Below are 18369 nucleotides of genomic sequence, written 5' to 3' on the forward strand. Positions count from 1 at the left end.
GGCCCACCGGATCCGGCCGGACCAGCCCCCCCCGGGCACAGCCCAGCTCGGCTCAGCGGTCCGCCGGGCCCAGCCCGCTCCGCCGGGCCAACCCGGCCCGGCCCGGCCCGAGGAGCCAACCGGCTCAGCCAGTCCGCGGAGCCAACCCGGCCCAGCCGGCCCGGCCTCCGGCCGTGCTGGCCCGGCTCGCAAAGCCAACCGAGCCCGGCCCACAAAACTCGACCCGCGTGCGCGGCCCCGAGAACTCCGGCCCCGGGGGATGCTTCCCTCCACCTCACCCCCCTCATCCCCCGGACCGGTGAACGCTGCGGTCCCCGTGCTCCGGCACGGGGACCGCGGCCCAAAAATCCAACGGCACCCGTCCGGCCGCCCGGCCCGCGGAGTCGAGCAGCCGCCCCATCAGCTTGATGCTCCGCAGCGTCACCGCCCGGCCTGTGATCTCCAGCCATGGCAGTTTCGCCGCCAGCTGCGCCTCCGCCGACAGCACGTCGTGCTGGGATGCCAGCCACAGCACCAGCATCAGGTTCTCCGCCCCGGTCAGCGCCGCGCACATCCGGACCTCCGGCACCATCGCCAGCGAGCGGGCCGTCGTCTCCAGTTTGTCCGGGGGCACCCGCAGCCACAGCGTCACCGTGACCGGCGCCGGCGACACCGATCGCGCGATCTCGCACCTCACGCGGATTGCGCCACGACCGAGCAACCCCTCCAGGCGCCGGCGCACCGTCGTCGCTCCGATGGCGAGTTCGCCTGCCAGCGCCGCCGCCGAGGCGCGGGCGTCCGCGCCCAGCGCGAGGATCAGGGCCCGGTCCGCCGCGTCGAACCGCAGCGGGGCGCGCTGGCGAGCCGGCTTCGGTGACAGTGCTTCCCGCTGGCCCGGCGAAATCGCCCGTACTCGCCAGCGGCTGCCCTCGGTGAACATCCGCGGGGACAACGTCGTCCGCAGCCTCCTCACGCCGGGGACCGCCAGGGTCGCCACGTGCGCCCAGCTCTTGCAACGACGGCGCCACCACGTGAACGAGCAGGTCGCACGGCCCGGCCACGTGCTCCACCGTGGCCACGTGGACGTCCGAGGCCAGCGCGAAAGCGACGGGCAACGCCGCCCCGGGCTCGCACTCGATCGCCACGAAAGCCAGCACCAGCTGCTCGAGCAGCTCCCCGCCCGCATACGCGGTGAGCCAGGCGTCCCCGCGCTCCACCAGCGCGTCCCAGCGGCGGGCCACGGTCACCGCGCCCAACCCCAGTGCGTCCCCGAGCGTCGACCACGATGCCCTCGGCGCCGCCTGGAGTGCGTCGGCCAATCTGAGGTCCTGCTCGGCCAGCATGGCGGATTCTTCGCTCATCAGCCCTCGAAACGGTGGTTTCAGCCATTTTCCCCGGTCATTGTGCTCGACTCTCCCATGATCGGCTGATGACCCTGCGCTCCGACGCCGCCGCGATGCTCGCCGACCTGCGGGCCTTGCGGCGCGATCTGCACCGAATCCCCGAGATCGGCCTCCACCTGCCGCGCACCCAGGAACGGGTCCTCGCCGCCCTCGACGGCCTGCCGCTCGAAATCACCCTCGGGAAGAACCTGTCGTCGATCACCGCCGTCCTCCGGGGCGGCAGGCCCGGCGGCACCGTCCTCCTGCGCGGCGACATGGACGCGCTCCCGGTCACCGAAGCCAGCGGCGAGGAGTTCAGCTCGACCTTCGACGGCGCCATGCACGCCTGCGGCCACGACCTCCACACCGCGGGCCTGGTCGGCGCGGCCCGCCTGCTCGCGGCCCGCAGGGACGACCTCCCCGGCGACGTCGTCTTCATGTTCCAGCCCGGCGAAGAAGGCTGGGACGGCGCCGGCCACATGATCGACGAAGGCGTCCTGACGGCGTCCGGCAAGCACGTCGACGCCGCGTACGGCCTGCACGTCTCGGCCGCGAGCTACGCCAAGGGCCACTTCGTCGCCCGCCCGGGCACGCTGATGGCCGCGTCGGGCGCCCTCGAAGTCCGGGTCCGCGGCGACGGCGGTCACGGCTCGTCCCCGCACGACGCCCGCGACCCGATCCCGGCGGCCTGCGAGATGGTGACCGCCCTGCAGACGATGGTCACGCGCACCTTCGACGTCTTCGACCCGGTCGTGGTCACCGTCGGCTCGTTCCACGCCGGCACCCGGCGCAACATCATCCCGGACGACGCCGTCTTCGAGGCGACGCTGCGGTCGTTCTCGCCGGAAGTCGCGGCCCGGGTGGGGGAGCGCGCGGTCCAGGTCTGCCGCGGCATCGCCCAGGCGCACGGCCTCGACATCGAAGTCAGCTACGAACCCGAGTACCCCGCCACCGTCAACGACGCCGCTGCCTACGACTTCGTGGCCGACACGATCCGCGACGTCTTCGGCGAGGAGCGCTTCACCGAGATGGCCGATCCGATCACCGGTTCGGAGGACTTCTCCCGTGTCCTGGAACGGGTTCCCGGCGCGTACCTCTTCCTCGGCGCCTGCCCCACGGACCCCGCGACCGCCCCGGACAACCATTCGCCCCGCGCCCGCTTCGACGACAGCGTGCTCGGTGACGGCGCCGCGCTGCTGGCCGAGCTCGCCGTCCGCCGGCTCGGGCTCCTGGCGGCGTGACGTGCGTGCGCGGCCGCCCGTGATCGTCCACAGTGGAGCGAACGATCACGCATCGCTGTCGCTGTCGGAGGACGCCTTGCCCGGATGGGGGATGGACGTCGCCGCGGCGGGCGGCGGCGGCTCCGGATCGGCCACGGGCACGGTTGTGGTCACGAGTACCCTTGCCCTCGTGCTCGGGATCTTCCGGCCGCCGGCCCCGGCGAACCCGCTCGGGTTCCCGCGGCGCGTGCCGGTCGGCAGGGGCCTGGTGCCGGTCGGGCTCGGCGTGCACGACGTCGTGCTCGCACCGGCCGCGGTGGAGGCGCCGCGACCGATTTCTCTCGTGGAGGCGGCGTGACGCGCACGGTGTTCACCGGCGGCTCGGTGTTCGACGGCACCGGCGGGGACCCGGCCCCGGCCGACGTCGTCGTCGAGCACGGCCGGATCGTCGACGTCGGCACGGACCTCGACGGCGACGAGGGCGTCGACTGCACCGGCACCGTGCTGCTGCCCGGGCTGTTCGACTGCCACGTGCACGTGACGATCTCCGACATCGGGCTGCTGTCCCGGGTGCAGAAGCCGTTCTCCTACCAGTTCTACGAAGCGGCGCGGAACCTGTGGGCGACGCTCGGGCTGGGCATCACGACGGTCCGCGACGCGGCGGGCGCGGACCTCGGCATCAAGCAGGCGGTGGACGACGGCCTGATCCCGGGCCCGCGGCTGCAGATCTCCATCGGGCTGATCAGCCCGACCGGCGGCCACGGCGACGCGTGGAACCCGTCGGGGCTGTGCGTCCCGCTGATGGTGCCGCACCCGGGCCGGCCGGAGACGACGGTCGACGGTCCCGACGAGATGCGCCGGGTGGCCAGGACGCTGCTGCGCGCGGGCGCGGACGTGCTCAAGGTGTGCACGACCGGCGGTGTGCTGTCCCCGCGCGACGATCCGCGGCACTCCCAGTTCACGCCGGAGGAACTGGACGTCCTGGTGACGGAGGCGGCGATGCAGGGCCGTCCGGTGATGGCCCACGCCCAGGGCGCGGCGGGCATCAAGAACGCGGTCCGCGCGGGCGCGCGTTCGATCGAGCACGGCATCTACCTGGACGACGAAGCGATCGAGCTGATGCTCGGCCACGGAACCTGGCTGGTCCCGACGCTGATCGCGCCGGTCAACGTGGTCCGCGCGGCCGACGCGGGCGTCGACCTCCCGCCGGCCGTGGTGGCGAAGGCGCGCGAAGTGGTGGAGGCGCACCGGGACTCGCTCCGCCGCGCGTATGCGGCGGGGGTCCGGATCGCGATGGGCACGGACAGCGGAGTGGGCCCGCACGGGACGAACCTCGAGGAACTGGCCCTGATGGCGGCGTGCGGGATGACCCCGGGGGACGTCCTGGAGGCGACGACGTCCTCGGCGGCCCGGTTGATGGGACTGGACGGGGAACTGGGCCGGCTGGCGCCGGGCCTGCGAGCGGACGTCGTGGTGGTGGCCGGGAACCCGTACGACTTCCCGGCGCTGGCGTCGAACATCCGGGAGGTCTGGAAGGACGGCATCCGGGTCGTCTGATTAGCCCTTTCGGAGCTACTCGGTGTCGTCGCCCGGCGGCAACCTGTGACAGGTGAAACTGCGTCGCTCTTCCAACGATCCGGTGCTGCGGCCCTCGGCTGCCGTCCTGTGGGGTGCGTCGGGCGTCCTGCTCGCCGTGGGGTTGGCGGCCGGGCTTCTGGTCGTCTACCGGAACGCGGATCCCCAGCGCGTGTCCACGCTGCTGGACATCGTGCGGATCGGTCTCAGCGTCGGCGCGGGCACGGGCGGGTTGTTCGCGCTGTGGCTCGCGACCCGGCGTCAGCGTTCGGCTGAGCAGACGCTCGTCCTGCAACGGGAGGTGTCCCGGTCGACGGTCACCGACAGCACCGAACGCCGGATCACCGATCAGTACAGCAAGGCGATCGACCAGCTCGGACACGAAAAAGCCGCGGTGCGTCTCGGTGCTGTTTATTCGCTCGAACGGATCGCGCAGGATCATCCGGGGCATCGGCAGACCGTCGTGGATGTCTTCTGTTCGTATCTCCGGCTCCCGTACAGCGCTTCGGATGATGTTGGAAGATGGGGTGACTGGGACGGTGAAAAGCCGGTCGAGGTCGTCGATATGCATGCCGAGATGGAGGTGCGGAATACGGTTCTTGCGCGTCAAGGATCTCAAGTGCGAAGACATGGTCGTCCGTGGTGATGCCGACTTCCGCGGGCTTCGAGCCGAGGGGATCGCCGGGTTCGGGGGCGCGGTGTTCCGGGGAAAGGTGAACCTTTCGGGCTCGGTGTTCTCGGGTGGTTTCGCCTTTCTGGAATCGACTTTCGAGGCTGAAGCCGATCTGTCGTCAGTGGAGGTGACAGGCTCTTTCGCGGTGCTTGGATGTTCTTTTCGTGAAAAAGTGGACTTGTCGGGATGTCGTTCTCGAGGTCTCGTTCTGGACAGGTGCCGCTTTGAGGGTGACGTTCACTTCGGGGGCGGAGATCTCAAGTTGCTCGCGGTCTTCAACAGCGAGTTCCTGGCGGGCTTTTACACGCATGAACTCGGGCTCGGACCTGGTTCGGTGGCCATCGCCTCAAGTTTTCGAGCCCAGTCCGACTGGGATGACCGAATCATCCGTGCCGAGAGCTTGGAAGGCGAGAACGGCTTGGCGCGCGCCGTGGCTGATCATTACGGCATCAGCTTGTGAATGGCTGCCGCGCTGGATCGTCGTCGGTCAGGCCTCGGGGTTCAGCAGGTCCTTCAGCGCCGCGGCGAACTTCACCGGGTTCCGCTGCGGCGCCAGGTGCGACCCCGGCGTCTCGACGAACGGCAAGCCCAGCTCCAGCGCCAGGATCTTCGCCGGCTGGTAGTGGTAGCGGCCCCGGCTGCCCTCGCCCGCCACCGGGAAGATCTCCGTGCCCGCCTTCCGCAGCGCCCGCAGGTCCGGCAGGTAGTCGAAGAACTCCGTCAGCTCGCGGTCGAACAGGCGGATCCACTCGGCCTCGTGGGGGAGGCGGAGGTTCGGCAGGTTCGGCAGGGCCGCGCCGGCGATCGCGTCCGCGAAGCGCGTCACCGCGGCCATCAGCTCACCCGACCGGGCCAGCCGGACCTGGTCCGCCGCCGCTTCGAGCCAGCCGCCCGCGTCCGGCATCAGGTGGACCGCCGGGGGTTCGTGCGCGACCAGCGTCGTCACGCGGTCCGGGTGGCGGGCGACGAGGTCGAGGCCGATCAGGGCGCCCGCGCTCGAGCCGAACACCTGCGCCGGGCCGCCGGCCGCGTGGTCCAGGACCGCCAGGGCGTCGTCCGCCTGCAGCGAAACCGGGACCGGGCCGGTCGTCGTGTCCGTGCTGCCGAAGTGGCCTCGGCGGTCGTAGGTGATCACGGTGTAGTCCGCGTACAGCTGCTTCGCCAGCGCGCGGTAGGCGTCGCCCGATCCGGTGCCGCCCGCGATCAGCAGCAGTGCCGGGCCCTCACCGCCGCGGCGGACGAGGAGCTCGCCGTCCTCCACCGGGCAACGGCTTTCCGAGATCATGCCTCGAAGTGAAGCACAAGCTGTTCACCCGACGGCGTGGTGGTCGATCCGCTAGAGCCGTTCGATGATCGACGCCGTGGCCAGTGCGCCGCCCGCGCACATCGTCACCAGCGCCGTCGAGGCGTCCCGCCGCTCCAGCTCGTGCAACGCCGTGGTCAGCAGGCGGGCGCCGGTGCTGCCCACCGGGTGGCCGAGGGCGATCGCGCCGCCGTTGACGTTGACCCGGGACGGGTCCGGCTCCACTACTTGCTGCCACGACAACGCGACCGAAGCGAACGCCTCGTTGACCTCGAACAGATCCACGTCGCCCACGGTCATCCCGGCCCGGGACAGCACGCGTTCCGTCGCGCGGATCGGGCCGTCCAGGTGGTAGTACGGCTCGGCGCCGACCAGTGCCTGCGCGACGATCCGCGCCCGCGGGCGCAGTCCCAGCGCCGCCGCCCGGTCCGCGTCCAGCAGGAGCAGGGCCGCCGCGCCGTCGGAGATCTGGGACGACGTGCCCGCCGTGTGGATGCCGTCCTCGACCACCGGCTTGAGCCGGGCGAGGCCTTCGACCGTCGTCTCGCGCAGGCCCTGGTCACGCGCGACCAGGTGGGTTTCCCCCGTCGGTTCCCCGGAAGCGGAGAGGACCGGGGCCTTCACCGGCACCACCTCGCGGTCGAAGTGGCCCGCCGCCCAGGCGGCCGCCGCCTTGTGCTGCGACGCCGCGCCGAAACTGTCGACGTCCTCGCGCGTCAGCCCGCGGCGGACCGCGATGCGCTCGGCCGCGCCGTACTGGTTGGGCAGGTCGATCGACCACGACGACGGCCGCGGGGACGCGCCGGCGCGGTTCGTGCCCAGCGGCACGCGGCTCATCGCCTCGACCCCGCACGCGACGCCGGCCTCGATGGCGTCCGCCGCGATCAGGCCGGCGATGAGGTGGGTGGCCTGCTGCGCCGAGCCGCACTGGGCGTCGATCGTCGTCGCGCCCGCCGTCTCGGGCAGGCCCGCGTGCAGCCACGCCGTCCGCGTGACGTTGTTCGACTGCTCACCGGCCTGCGTGACGCACCCGCCGATGAGCTGCTCGACGAGGGCCGGGTCGATCCCGGCGCGGTCCAGCAGGGCGAGCTGCGCGGCACCCAGCAGCTCGGCTGCGTGCAGGCCGGCCAGCAGCCCGTTCCGCTTGCCGATCGGGGTCCGCACGGCTTCGACGATGACCGGCACGCCCATGTCGTCCCTTTCGTCGGGAAACACTGTTCACTGCCCCAAAAACTAGAACAAGTTATCGTTTCTTGCAAGTCTGCGCAGGCGTGACCCCTTCTTGATCTTGTCGGAGTGAGCGCACGCTCACCTGGCATCATCGGTTAAGTAAACGGGTTTCACTTACGGTCTTCCGTTGGTTAACGCCGTATGCTTCAATCCAACCTAGAACGTGTTCCAAGCCGAACCGTGGGAGGCAACGTGGCCGCTCCGCTCATCCCCGCCGGGTTCGACTTCACCGATCCGGATCTCTTGGCGGAGCGACTCCCCGTCGCCGAGTTCGCCGAGCTCCGGCGTACCGCCCCGGTGTGGTGGAACCCCCAGAAGCACAACACCGCCGGCTACCGCGACGACGGCTATTGGGTCGTCTCGCGCCACGCGGACGTCAAGGAGGTCTCCCGCGACAGCACGCTGTACTCGTCACGGGAAAAGACCGCCATCATCCGCTTCGACGAGAACATGACCGAGGACAACCTCGAGGCGAACCGCCTGGTGCTCCTCAACCAGGACGCCCCGCAGCACACGAAGCTGCGGCGGATCGTGTCGAAGGGCTTCACCCCGCGCTCCATCTCGAAGCTCGAGGACACCCTGCGCGAGCGCGCCGAGCGGATCGTGCACGAGGCGCGGAAGAAGGGGTCGGGCGACTTCGTCACCGACGTCGCGTGCGAGCTGCCGCTGCAGGCGATCGCCGAGCTGATCGGCATTCCGCAGGAGGACCGGCTCAAGATCTTCGAGTGGTCCAACCAGATGGTCGCCTACGACGACCCCGAGTACGAGGTCGAGCCCCTGGAGGCGTCCGCCCAGCTCGTCGGGTACGCCTGGAACATGGCCGAGGACCGGCGCAAGTGCCCGATGGACGACATCGCCACCAAGCTCATCCAGGCCGACGTCGACGGCGAATCGCTCGGCTCCGACGAGTTCGGCTTCTTCGTCATCCTGCTCGCGGTGGCCGGCAACGAGACCACCCGGAACGCCATCACCCACGGCATGAAGGCGTTCCTCGACCACCCGGACCAGTGGGCGCTGTTCAAGGAGCAGCGGCCGAAGACCGCACCCGACGAGATCGTCCGCTGGGCCACCCCGATCGTGGCCTTCCAGCGCACCGCCACCCGCGACACCGAGCTCGGCGGCGCGCAGATCCGCAAGGGCGACCGCGTCGGCATGTTCTACAGCTCGGCCAACTTCGACCACGAGGTCTTCGAAAACCCGGAGAAGTTCGACATCTTCCGCGAGGACAACCCGCACGTCGGCTTCGGCGGCACGGGTTCGCACTACTGCATCGGCGCGAACCTGGCCCGGCTCGAGATCGACCTGATCTTCAACGCCATCGCCGACGTGATGCCGGCCATCACCGAGGCCGCGCCCCCGGTGCGGCTGCGGTCGAGCTGGATCAACGGCATCAAGCACTACCCGGTGAAGTACGCCTGAGGAACCCGGCAACGCGTTCCCAGGTGAGTTCCGCCGCGGCCGCGTCGTATTCGGGGCCGCCGGTGTCGGTGTAGAAGTGGCCGATGCCCGGGTAGGTGTACACCCGGGCATCGGCGCCCGACCGCGCCGTGGCCTCCCGCCACGCCGCGACCTGGGCCGGGGGAGCGATCGGGTCGGGGTCGGCGACGTGGACCTGCACCGGCAGGCCCGCGCGGATCCCGGCCGGCAGCGCCCCCAGCGCGTGCAGCAGCAGGACGCCCGCGGTGCCGGGCCGGTGCGGCAGCACGGTCTCGACCACGCCCGCTCCCATCGACACGCCCACGAGCACGGTCTCCGCCGGCAGCTCCCGCACGGCGTCGCGGGCTCGCCGGGCGATGATTTCCCAGCCGACGGCGTCCTTCAGCGCGAAGCCCTCGTCGAGGGTCGAAGCCGTCCGGCCGGCGTACAGGTCGGGGGTGGTGACCCGGTGTCCCGCCGCCCGGAGCCGGTCGGCGATGCCGCGCTCGACGGGCCGGAGCCCCAGCACGGAGTGGAACACCACGATCTCGCTCACGCGGCGATTCTGCCAGGGGGTGCCATGATGGGAGGATGGCCCCGAGAGCGACCGTGGACGTCGAGTTCGCCATCCGCGTCACCGAACCCGGCCCGGCGGCGGTCTCGATCTCCGCGGCACACGCCGACACCGAAGAGCTGACCGTGTCCTGGCACGGGGACAGCCGGTCCGTCGAGTTCGAGCACGGCACCCGGGCCGAGGTCTTCGACCTCCCCGCCGGCGAGCACCGCGTCACCTACCACGCCGAGCGCGCGCTCACCGAAGCGGAACCCGAGCCCGTCACGCTCGCCGACGTCGCCGTGTTCACCCGGCCGAGCCGGTACTGCCCGTCCGATCGCGTCGCCGGGCTCGTGCCGCCGGAACTCGGCAAGCCCAAGAACCAGCGTGGGCAAGTCGAAGCCGTCGTCCGGCACGTCCACGATCGACTGTCCTATGTGGTCGGTTCGAGCCGGTCGACCGACGACGCGATCGACACGCTCCTGGCCGGCGAAGGCGTCTGCCGTGACTTCGCGCACGTCTGCATCACCCTGTGCCGGTTCCTCGACATCCCCGCGCGGTACGTCGGCGTCTACGCGCCCGGGCTCGCGCCGATGGACTTCCACGCCGTCTTCGAAGCCGCCGTCGACGGCCACTGGTACGTCTTCGACGCCACCCGGCTCGCGCCGCGGCAGACCATGCTGCGGATCTCCACCGGCCGCGACGCCGCCGACACCGCCTTCCTCGCCACGCTCGGCGGCGAACTCGACTTCCTCGGCAGCACCGTCTTCGCCACGACGGACGCCGCGCTGCCCGTCGACGACGGATCGAGCCTGGTCGTTCTCGGCTGACCCGCGTGTTGCCTGCGCAAAGACGGCCCCGGCTGGGTAGACAGTCTTCGTGAAGAGTTCCCCCAAGGCGCCGAGCCCCTGGGCCCGGGCACGCGCCCGGTACCGGTGGCTGGACCACATCGCCCGCGCGACCAACCGCTACATCGAGTCCGGCGGGTACCACTACGTCGCCTCGATCACCTACTTCAGCCTGCTGTCGCTGGTGCCGCTGCTGATGGTCGCCTCGTCGGTCGCCGGGTTCGTGCTGGCCACCCAGCCGCACCTGCTCGACACGCTGGTGCACGCGATCGTCAGCACGCTGCCCGGCGGGCTCGGGGACAAGGCCACCGAACTGCTCACCGGCTTCGTCGAGCAGCGGACCAGCGTCGGGGTGGTCGGCCTGGCCATCGGCCTCTACTCCGGCTGGAACTGGATGAACGCGCTGCGGGACTCGCTGACGGCGCTGTGGGGGCAGAACCGGTCGGACCAGTCCCTGCTGCGGCTGATCCTCGTCGACCTGCTCGCGCTGCTCGGCCTGACCGCGGCGCTGCTGGTGTCGTTCACGCTCACCATCTCCGGCACCGCGCTCGGCAGCTACCTGCTCCGGCTGGCCGGCTTCGACGACACGAGCTGGGGGCACCAGCTCGTGTCGGCGTCCTCGGTGCCGCTGTCGCTGGTCGCGGACTGGCTGGTCTTCCTCTGGGTGCTCACCCGGCTGCCGCGGCAGAAGGTCGGCGTGCGCAGCGCGGTCCGCGGCGCGATCGCCCTGGCCGTCGGGTTCGAGCTGCTGAAACTGGCCGGCGGGATCTACCTCCGGCTCATCGGCGACTCGCCGACCGGCATCGCGTTCGGCTCGATCATCGGTCTCATCTTCTTCATCTCGCTGGTGGCGCGTCTGCTCGTCTACGTCACGGCGTGGACGGCGACCGGCTCGGACGCACCCCCGAAGCCGGTCCAGCCGCCGGCGCCGGTGGTGCTCCAGCCGGTGGTCGTGGTGGACCCGCCGATGGCCGTGCCCGCCACCGTCGGGGTGGTCACCGGCGTGCTCGGCACCCTGCTCGCCCTCCGCTGGCGCCGCTCCCGCCGGTGATCAGCGGGGCTTCTCCGAACCCACCAGCCACATCGAGAAGTACTGCGAGCCGCCGCCGTAGGCGTGGCCGAGCGCGCGGCGGGCGCCGTCCACCTGGTAGTCGCCGGCCCGGCCCATCACCTGCTTGGCCGCTTCGGAAAACCGGAGCATGCCGGACGCGCCGATCGGGTTGGACGACAGCACACCGCCGGACGGGTTGCACGGCAGCCGCCCGCCGATCGCGGTCTCGCCCTTCTCGGTGACCTTCCAGCCCTCGCCCTCGGGGGCGAAACCCAGGTTCTCCAGCCACATCGGCTCGAACCACGAGAACGGCACGTAGATCTCGGCAACGTCCACTTCGGACATCGGGTCGGTGATCCCGGCCTCGGCCCACAGCGCGGCCGCGGCCTCGCGCCCGGCCCGGGGATTGACCTGGTCACGGCCGGCGAACGTGGTCGGCTCGGTGCGCATCGCCGTCGCGTGGATCCACGCCGCGCCGCCCTCGACGGCGTCCCCGGCGGCCTCGTCGCCGAGCACCATCGCGCACGCGCCGTCGGACGACGGGCACGTCTCGTCGTAGCGGATCGGGTCCCACAGCATCTGCGACGCCCGCACCGACTCGACGGTGATGTCCGGCTGCCGCAGGTGCGCATACGGGTTGAGCGCCCCGTTGCGCCGGTCCTTCGCCGCGACGATCGCCCCGACGTGCTCGGGCGCGCCGGAACGGCGGATGTAGGAGCGCACGTGCGGCGCGAAGTAGCCGCCCGCGCCGGCCCCGACCGGCATCTGGAACGGCGGGAGGATCGACAGCCCCCACATCGCGTTCGACTCGGACTGCTTCTCGTACGCCACGGTCAGCACCCGGCGGTGGACGCCGGACTGGATCAGCGACGCGGCGACCAGCGCCGTCGAACCGCCCACCGACCCGGCGGTGTGCACGCGCAGCAGTGGTTTCCCGGTCGCGCCGAGCGAGTCGGCGAGGAACAGTTCGGGCATCATGACGCCCTCGAACAGGTCCGGCGCCTTGCCGAGCACGACGGCGTCGATGTCGGCCCACTCCACCTGGGCGTCGGTCATCGCGCGGTCGATCGCCTCGCGCAGCAGGCCCGGCATCGAGACGTCCTGCCGCTTGGCGCGGTGGTGCGTCTGGCCGGTGCCGAGCACGGCGGTGAGCTGCTTGGTCATCGGGCCTCCAGCACGGTCACCAGGTTCTGTTGCAGGGCCGGGCCGCTCGTCGCGTGCGCCACGGCCTTGCGGGATTCGCCGCGGTGGATCCGGACCGCCGCTTCGCCGATCCGGGCGAGCCCGGCGGAGAACATCGGGTTGGCGGCCAGCGCCCCACCGGAGGGGTTGATCTTCACACCGTCGCCGAGCCCGAGCGCGCTGCGCAGGATGAGCTCCTGGTGCGTGAAGGGCGCGTGCAGTTCGGCGAGGTCGACGCCGTCGAGGTCCAGCGCCTTCGCGGCGGCTTCGGTGGACGGCGAACGCGTCAGGTCGCGGGCGCCGAGCACGGGGGAGTCGACGCGGTGCTCGATGCCGGAGATCACCGCGGGCCGTTCGACGATCTCCCGCGCACGTTCCACAGTGGACAGGACGATCACGGCGGCACCGTCGGTGATCGGGGCGATGTCGTGCCGCCGCAACGGATCGGCGTAGTACGGCGTGTCGAGCAGTTCCGCGACGTCCTTGCCGGTGCCGCGCGCGGCGACCTCGGCGAGGTCCTTTTCGGACCAGAGCCCGGCCTCCAGGCCCAGCCGCGCCTGGATCCCGGCGATCGAAACCGAGTCCGGCCACAGCGGCGTGACGACGTACGGGTCGAGCTGCAGGGCGAGCACCCGGCGCAGCTGGCCGGCGCTGGACTTGCCGAAGCCGTAGACGAGTGCGGTCTCGACCTCGCCCATCTTGATCTTCAGCCAGGCTTCGTAGAGAGCCCAGGCGGCGTCCATCTCGACGTGCGACTCGTGGATCGGCGGGAACGCGCCGATCGCGTCGACGGCGGCGATGAAGGAGAACGCGCGCCCGGCCAGGTAGTCCGACGAGCCGGAGCACCAGAACCCGATGTCCTGTTTGGACAGGCCGGTCTGCGCGAAGACCTCGGCGAAGATCGGGACGAGCATCTCCACGCCGTTGGTGGTACCCGGCGTTTCGCGGACGTTGGGGGCCTTCGCGAAGCCCGCGATCGCGACGTCTGGCATCAGGACCTCACAGGTGGTGGGCGAAGGTTTCGTAAGCCGCGTCCGGCTCGCCGGTCGGCTCGAAGTGGCTGATGTTCTCCAGCGACGTCCACCACTCCTCGCGCGGCTTCCACGCGGCGCGCACGCGCATGCCCATCCGGACGTCTTCGGCGGCGCAGCCGAGGACGAGGTGCAGGAAGGCGATGTCGGCGCCGTCGAGCAGGATGTACGCGGCGACGTACGGCGGCTTGAGCCGCTGGCCGAGGAACGGGACGTTGACGATGCAGAACGTGGTGACGATGCCGCTGTCGGGCAGCTCGACCTCTTCGGTGGTCGGCACGCCGTCGGTCGGGCAGGCCCCGCGCGGCGGGATGTAGACCTTCCCGCAGGCGGGGCAGCGCTGGCCGATCATCTTCCCCTCGGCGAGCCCGCGCAGGTAGGTGCTCTCCTCGGGCGAGGCGGAGTGCATGTACTTCAGGTGCACCGGCGTGATGACGACGCTGACCGGCGCGCCTTCTTCGCGGTCGGCGACCGGGGGAGCGGGTTCGGTGGGCGTGGTGTCCTCGGCGCCGACCGGCAGGAAGTAGGCGATGTCCCGGATGTGCCCGACGACCTCGTCGGCCCAGCGCACCCGCACCCGCTGTCCACTGTGGATCTTCTCGGGCGACCCGGCGTCGACGGCGTGCAGCATCGGCGTGTCGGCGCCGTCGAGCTTCACCAGCGCCCAGGCGAACGGCCGGCTCAGCGGCTGCCCGTCCAGGGGCTCCGGGCACCACGACCAGGAGACGACCGTGCCCTCTTCGCTCACGGGGACGAACTCGCTGAGCTGCTCGGCGGTCACGGGGTCGTACTCGACGGGCGGGACGTGCACCCGCCCGTCACTGCCCCGGATGCCTTCGATGCGGTGCTCACGCAGCGCGGTGACGAACCGGCCGAGGACGGGCCCGGTCGAGCGGGTGTAGTCGAAGCCGACGTTCAGCGGCGCCGCAAGCGGTGTCTCGGTCACGTCCTTGAGTGAAACACGTTCTTGTTCTAGCGACAAGGTTCCTCCGTGGGACGCCTGGATGTGTATAGAACGCGTTCTCGGTCAGCGACCTTTGAAGTCCGGCTTCCGCTTCTCCGAGAAGGCCCGCGGCCCCTCCTTGGCGTCCTCCGACGCGAACACCTCGATGCCGTACTGCGAGTCCAGCTTGAAGGCCTCTTCCTCGTGCAACCCCTCGGTGTCGCGGATCGTCCGCAGGATGGCCCGCACGGCCAGCGGCCCGTTCGCGTTGATCAGTGCAGCCAGCTCCAGGGCCTTGGAGAGCGCCGTGCCGTCCGGAACCACGTGGCCGATCAGGCCGATCGCCAGGGCTTCGGAAGCGGACAGGTGACGTCCGGTCAGCAGGATGTCCGCCGCCACCGTGTACGGGATCTGGCGCACCAGCCGCACCGCCGAGCCGCCCATCGGGAACAGGCCCCAGCGCGCCTCCGACACCCCGAACCGGGCCGACTCGCCCGCCACCCGGATGTCGGTCCCCTGGAGGATCTCCGTCCCGCCCGCGATCGCCGGGCCCTCGACCGCCGCGATCAGGGGTTTCGTCAACCGGCGGCCCTTCAGGAGCCCCGGGATGCGCGACGGGTCGAACTTGCCCGACGCGAACGACTCCGACGGCGAGTTGCGGGACATCGACTTCAGGTCCGCGCCCGCGCAGAACGCGCCGCCCGCGCCGGTCAGGATGCAGCTGCGGATCGAGTCGTCGGCATCGACGCGGTCCCAGGCCTCGACCATGATCGACATCATCTCGCCGGTGATCGCGTTGCGCGCCTCGGGCCGGTTCATCGTGACGACGAGGGTCTGCCCCTCTTGTGTCACCAGCGCGTGCGGTTCACCCACGGAAGACCTCCTGAAGGAGCAGTGCCATTGCCCGGAACGATAACATGTTCTACTTTGAGGGCGTGGCACTCAACATCGCGGATCTTCTGGAGCACGCCGTCGACGCCGTGCCGGAGCGCGTCGCGGTCGTGTGCGGCGACCGGCAAGTCACCTTCGCCGAACTGGAGGCGCGGGCCAACCGGCTCGCCCACCACCTCGCCGCGCACGGCGTGGGACGCGGATCCCACATCGGGGTCTACTCCCGCAACTCGATCGAGGCCTTGGAGGCGATGATCGCGGCGTACAAGCTGCGCGCGATCGCCGTCAACGTCAACTACCGCTACGTGCACGGCGAACTCGTCTACCTCTTCAACGACGCCGAGATCGTCGCGCTCGTCCACGAACGCAGCTACGCCGACAAGGTCGCCGCGGCGCTGCCGGAGGCGCCGAAACTGAAACACGTTGTCGTGATCGACGACGGCAGCGACGGCGACTACGAAAGCTACGGCGGCGTCGAATACGAAGCCGCCCTCGAAGCGCAGAGCCCCGAGCGGGACTTCGGGGAGCGCAGCGGCGACGACCTCTACATCCTCTACACCGGCGGCACCACGGGCTACCCGAAGGGCGTCCTCTGGCGGCAGGAGGACGTCTGGCGCGCGCTCGGCGGCGGGATCAACTTCGTCACCGGCGAGTACGTCCCGGACGAATGGACGCTCGCCGAGCAGGGCAAGGCCGGGAGCCTGAGCCGGCTGCCGGCCGCACCGCTGATCCACGGCGCCGCGCAGTGGGCCGCGTTCGGCGCGCTGTTCACCGGCAGCCCGGTGATCTTCGTGCCCCGCTTCGACGCCCACGAGATCTGGAAGGCCGTGCAGAAGCACAAGGTCCAGGTCCTCACGATCGTCGGCGACGCGATGGCCCGGCCCCTCATCGAGGCCTTCCACGAGGGGAACTACGACGCTTCGTCGATCGTCGCGGTCTCGAGTCACGCCGCGCTGTTCTCGCAGTCGGTGAAACAGCAGTTCGTCGAGCTCCTGCCGCCCCACGCGCTGGTCACCGACGCGATCGGCGCGTCGGAGAGCGGCTTCACCGGCATCGGCGCGGTGGCCAAGGGCTCCGACCACAGCGCCGGCCCGCGGGTGAACTTCGGCCAGGACGCGGTCCTGCTGGACGAAGACGGTGCCATCGTCGAGAAGAAGCCCGGCGCGGTCGGGCTGATCGGCCGCCGCGGGCACGTCCCGCTCGGGTACTACAACGATCCCGAGAAGAGCAAGAAGATCTTCGTCGACGTCGACGGCGTCCGGTACGTCGTCCCGGGCGACTACGCCCGCTACGAAGACGACGGCACGGTCACGCTGCTCGGCCGCGGCTCCCAGTGCGTCAACACCGGTGGCGAGAAGGTCTACCCGGAGGAGGTCGAAGGGGCGCTCAAGTCGCACCCCGACGTCTTCGACGCGCTCGTCATCGGCGTCCCGGACGAGCGGCTCGGCCAGCGCGTCGCCGCCGTCGTCCAGCTGCGCGAGGGCGCCGAACCGAGCCTCGGCGCGCTCGAAGAACACGTCCGCGGCGAGATCGCCGGCTACAAGGTGCCGCGGACCATCTGGCTGGCCGACGAGATCGGGCGCTCGCCCAGCGGCAAGCCGGATTACCCGTGGGCCCAGCGCTACGCCGCCGAGCACGAACCGGCCACGGCCCAGCCCGTCTGAGGAGGACTACACAGTGCGGACACCCCTGTGCGACCGGCTCGGCATCGACCTGCCGATCGTCGGGTTCACCCCGTCGGAGCACGTCGCCGCGGCGCTCAGCCGCGCCGGCGGGCTCGGCGTGCTCGGCTGCGTGCGGTTCAACGACGCCGCCGAGCTCGACCGGGTGCTCACCTGGATGGACGAGAACACCGGCGGGAAACCGTACGGCGTCGACATCGTCATGCCGGCGAAGGTGCCCGCCGAGGGCACGCAGGTCGATCTGGCGAAGCTGATCCCGGACGGGCACCGCGCGTTCGTCGACCGCGTCCTGAAGGAGCTTTCGGTACCGCCCTTGCCGGACGACACCGACGAGCGCGCGGGCGTGCTCGGCTGGCTGCACTCGGTCGCCCGGTCGCACGTCGAGGTGGCGCTGAACCACCCGATCAAGCTGATCGCCAACGCGCTCGGCTCGCCGCCGGTGGACGTGATCGGCCAGTGCCACGACAAGGGCGTCCCGGTCGCCGCGCTGGCCGGGAAGGCCGAGCACGCGGTCCGGCACGTCGAGAACGGCGTCGACTTCGTGGTCGCGCAGGGCTACGAAGCCGGCGGGCACACCGGCGAGATCGCGTCCATGGTGCTGGTGCCGGAGATCGTCGACGCGGTCGACGTGCCGGTGCTCGCCGCGGGCGGGATCGGTTCCGGCCGCCAGATGGCCGCGGCGCTCGCGCTCGGCGCGTCCGGCGTCTGGATGGGCTCGATGTGGCTGGCCACGCAGGAGTACCTGCAGACGATGGGCGAGTCGGTGGCGATGCAGCAGGCGCTCGTCGCGGCGTCGTCGTCGGACACCGTGCGGACGCGGATCTACACGGGCAAGCCGGCCCGGCTGCTGAAGACCCGCTGGACCGAGGCGTGGGCCGCGCCGGACGCGCCCGAGCCGCTGCCGATGCCGCTGCAGAACCTGCTGGTTTCCTCCGCCCACAACCGGATCCACGCGGCGAACGACCCGAGCGTGGTGTCGATGCCGGTCGGGCAGATCGTCGGCCGGATGAACCAGGTGCGACCGGTCGCCGACGTCGTCGCGGAACTGGTGAGCGGCTACGAAGAAGCGTTGTCCCGCTTGGACAAGACCCGCTGAACCCGAGAAAGGGCCCCCGCCGCGGCGGGGGCCCTTCCGCGTGCGGAAGCGGTTACAGCGTGGCGGCCGCCGCGGCGATCTTCGACGCGAACGTGCTCACCTCGGTGTAGACGCCGGGGGCGTGCGGCCGGGCGCAGCCGTCACCCCAGCTGACGATGCCGACCTGGATCCAGGCGTTGTTGGCGTCGCGGCGGAACATCGGGCCGCCGGAGTCGCCCTGGCAGGTGTCGACACCGCCGGAGGTGAGGTTGCCCGCGCAGATCTCCGCGCTCGGGATCAGGTCGGGGTAGCTGCCGCCCTGCGCGGCGCAGGTC

19 protein-coding genes and 1 pseudogene are annotated in these 18369 nt (G+C 70.9%); 10 read left to right on the forward strand and 10 right to left on the reverse strand.

The features are described 5' to 3' along the window. Positions 1–283: 283 nt before the first annotated feature. Entirely contained in the window at positions 284–976 is a 693-nt protein-coding gene (locus CCN39_RS33825) for an Lrp/AsnC family transcriptional regulator (RefSeq protein WP_244211116.1), read from the reverse strand. Between the two features lie 274 nt (positions 977–1250). Further along, a pseudogene (locus CCN39_RS52960) lies at positions 1251–1340 on the reverse strand (hypothetical protein); the annotation flags it as partial. A gap of 68 nt (positions 1341–1408) precedes the next feature. Between CCN39_RS52960 and CCN39_RS33830 the strand changes: the two are divergent. From CCN39_RS33830 to CCN39_RS33850, 5 genes are all read left to right on the forward strand, one after another. Then, positions 1409–2602, forward strand: coding sequence for a M20 metallopeptidase family protein (locus CCN39_RS33830; RefSeq protein WP_086848951.1), 1194 nt, complete (start codon positions 1409–1411; stop codon positions 2600–2602). 91 nt (positions 2603–2693) lie between these two features. Beyond that, on the forward strand, positions 2694–2939 hold the full coding sequence (locus tag CCN39_RS33835; RefSeq protein WP_086848953.1) for a hypothetical protein: 246 nt from the start codon (positions 2694–2696) through the stop codon (positions 2937–2939). Beyond that, a complete protein-coding gene (locus tag CCN39_RS33840; protein WP_086848954.1) occupies positions 2936–4138 on the forward strand; it encodes a metal-dependent hydrolase family protein in 1203 nt (400 codons plus the stop codon). The genes CCN39_RS33835 and CCN39_RS33840 overlap by 4 nt, the downstream gene beginning before the upstream one ends. Before the next feature lie 52 nt (positions 4139–4190). Continuing rightward, positions 4191–4802 carry a hypothetical protein gene (locus CCN39_RS33845; protein WP_143264253.1) on the forward strand — a complete coding sequence of 204 codons (612 nt, stop codon included), beginning with the start codon at positions 4191–4193 and terminating at the stop codon, positions 4800–4802. Continuing rightward, positions 4756–5289: a hypothetical protein gene (locus CCN39_RS33850; protein ID WP_143264254.1), complete on the forward strand. Its 534-nt coding sequence runs from the start codon at positions 4756–4758 to the stop codon at positions 5287–5289. Before CCN39_RS33845 ends, CCN39_RS33850 begins: the two co-directional genes overlap by 47 nt. 27 nt (positions 5290–5316) lie before the next feature. On the opposite strand, the gene CCN39_RS33855 is transcribed toward CCN39_RS33850, so the two are convergent. Together CCN39_RS33855 and CCN39_RS33860 are read right to left on the reverse strand one after the other, a co-directional pair. After that, positions 5317–6114 (reverse strand): alpha/beta fold hydrolase, encoded by a 798-nt coding sequence (locus CCN39_RS33855; protein WP_167455260.1) that lies wholly within the window; start codon positions 6112–6114, stop codon positions 5317–5319. Between the two features lie 51 nt (positions 6115–6165). Next, a complete protein-coding gene (locus CCN39_RS33860; RefSeq protein ID WP_086848960.1) occupies positions 6166–7323 on the reverse strand; it encodes a steroid 3-ketoacyl-CoA thiolase in 1158 nt (385 codons plus the stop codon). 231 nt (positions 7324–7554) lie between these two features. On the opposite strand from CCN39_RS33860, the gene CCN39_RS33865 reads away from it, so the two are divergent. After that, positions 7555–8781 (forward strand): cytochrome P450, encoded by a 1227-nt coding sequence (locus CCN39_RS33865; RefSeq protein WP_167455261.1) that lies wholly within the window; start codon positions 7555–7557, stop codon positions 8779–8781. On the opposite strand, the gene CCN39_RS33870 is transcribed toward CCN39_RS33865, so the two are convergent. Continuing rightward, positions 8753–9334: a dienelactone hydrolase family protein gene (locus CCN39_RS33870; protein WP_086848963.1), complete on the reverse strand. Its 582-nt coding sequence runs from the start codon at positions 9332–9334 to the stop codon at positions 8753–8755. The two genes, CCN39_RS33865 and CCN39_RS33870, sit on opposite strands and share 29 nt — an antisense overlap. A gap of 35 nt (positions 9335–9369) precedes the next feature. On the opposite strand from CCN39_RS33870, the gene CCN39_RS33875 reads away from it, so the two are divergent. Next, a complete protein-coding gene (locus tag CCN39_RS33875) occupies positions 9370–10161 on the forward strand; it encodes a transglutaminase-like domain-containing protein (RefSeq protein ID WP_086848965.1) in 792 nt (263 codons plus the stop codon). 49 nt (positions 10162–10210) lie between these two features. After that, the gene (locus tag CCN39_RS33880) at positions 10211–11230 is read left to right on the forward strand and encodes a YhjD/YihY/BrkB family envelope integrity protein (protein WP_086848967.1); all 1020 of its coding nucleotides are present in this window, start codon (positions 10211–10213) and stop codon (positions 11228–11230) included. Here CCN39_RS33880 and CCN39_RS33885 read toward each other — a convergent pair whose 3' ends face one another. The 4 genes from CCN39_RS33885 to CCN39_RS33900 form a co-directional block, all read right to left on the reverse strand. Beyond that, the gene (locus tag CCN39_RS33885; RefSeq protein ID WP_086848969.1) at positions 11231–12394 is read right to left on the reverse strand and encodes a thiolase family protein; all 1164 of its coding nucleotides are present in this window, start codon (positions 12392–12394) and stop codon (positions 11231–11233) included. It abuts the gene before it with no gap. Further along, positions 12391–13404, reverse strand: coding sequence for a thiolase family protein (locus CCN39_RS33890; protein ID WP_086848971.1), 1014 nt, complete (start codon positions 13402–13404; stop codon positions 12391–12393). Before CCN39_RS33890 ends, CCN39_RS33885 begins: the two co-directional genes overlap by 4 nt. A gap of 7 nt (positions 13405–13411) precedes the next feature. After that, a complete protein-coding gene (locus CCN39_RS33895) occupies positions 13412–14389 on the reverse strand; it encodes a Zn-ribbon domain-containing OB-fold protein (RefSeq protein ID WP_086848973.1) in 978 nt (325 codons plus the stop codon). Between the two features lie 81 nt (positions 14390–14470). Next, positions 14471–15259, reverse strand: a complete 789-nt coding sequence (locus CCN39_RS33900) for a crotonase/enoyl-CoA hydratase family protein (protein ID WP_086848975.1) — start codon at positions 15257–15259, stop codon at positions 14471–14473. Between the two features lie 62 nt (positions 15260–15321). On the opposite strand from CCN39_RS33900, the gene CCN39_RS33905 reads away from it, so the two are divergent. Together CCN39_RS33905 and CCN39_RS33910 are read left to right on the forward strand one after the other, a co-directional pair. Further along, the gene (locus CCN39_RS33905) at positions 15322–16941 is read left to right on the forward strand and encodes an acyl-CoA synthetase (protein ID WP_208630498.1); all 1620 of its coding nucleotides are present in this window, start codon (positions 15322–15324) and stop codon (positions 16939–16941) included. A gap of 13 nt (positions 16942–16954) precedes the next feature. Next, positions 16955–18055 carry an NAD(P)H-dependent flavin oxidoreductase gene (locus tag CCN39_RS33910; protein WP_086848979.1) on the forward strand — a complete coding sequence of 367 codons (1101 nt, stop codon included), beginning with the start codon at positions 16955–16957 and terminating at the stop codon, positions 18053–18055. A gap of 52 nt (positions 18056–18107) precedes the next feature. Here the strand turns inward: CCN39_RS33910 and CCN39_RS33915 are convergent. Continuing rightward, positions 18108–18369: trypsin-like serine protease (locus tag CCN39_RS33915; protein ID WP_143264255.1), on the reverse strand; the 262-nt coding region annotated here is incomplete at its 5' end.

The organism is Amycolatopsis kentuckyensis (assembly GCF_002155975.1).
Lineage (GTDB): Bacteria > Actinomycetota > Actinomycetes > Mycobacteriales > Pseudonocardiaceae > Amycolatopsis > Amycolatopsis kentuckyensis.

Coding starts and splice junctions, on each gene's coding strand:
- CCN39_RS33830 (WP_086848951.1), top strand. CDS start 1,409: ATGACCCTGCGCTCCGACGCCGCCGCGATGCTCGCCGACCTGCGGGCC.
- CCN39_RS33835 (WP_086848953.1), top strand. CDS start 2,694: ATGGACGTCGCCGCGGCGGGCGGCGGCGGCTCCGGATCGGCCACGGGC.
- CCN39_RS33855 (WP_167455260.1), bottom strand. CDS start 6,114: ATGATCTCGGAAAGCCGTTGCCCGGTGGAGGACGGCGAGCTCCTCGTC.
- CCN39_RS33860 (WP_086848960.1), bottom strand. CDS start 7,323: ATGGGCGTGCCGGTCATCGTCGAAGCCGTGCGGACCCCGATCGGCAAG.
- CCN39_RS33875 (WP_086848965.1), top strand. CDS start 9,370: ATGGCCCCGAGAGCGACCGTGGACGTCGAGTTCGCCATCCGCGTCACC.
- CCN39_RS33885 (WP_086848969.1), bottom strand. CDS start 12,394: ATGACCAAGCAGCTCACCGCCGTGCTCGGCACCGGCCAGACGCACCAC.
- CCN39_RS33890 (WP_086848971.1), bottom strand. CDS start 13,404: ATGCCAGACGTCGCGATCGCGGGCTTCGCGAAGGCCCCCAACGTCCGC.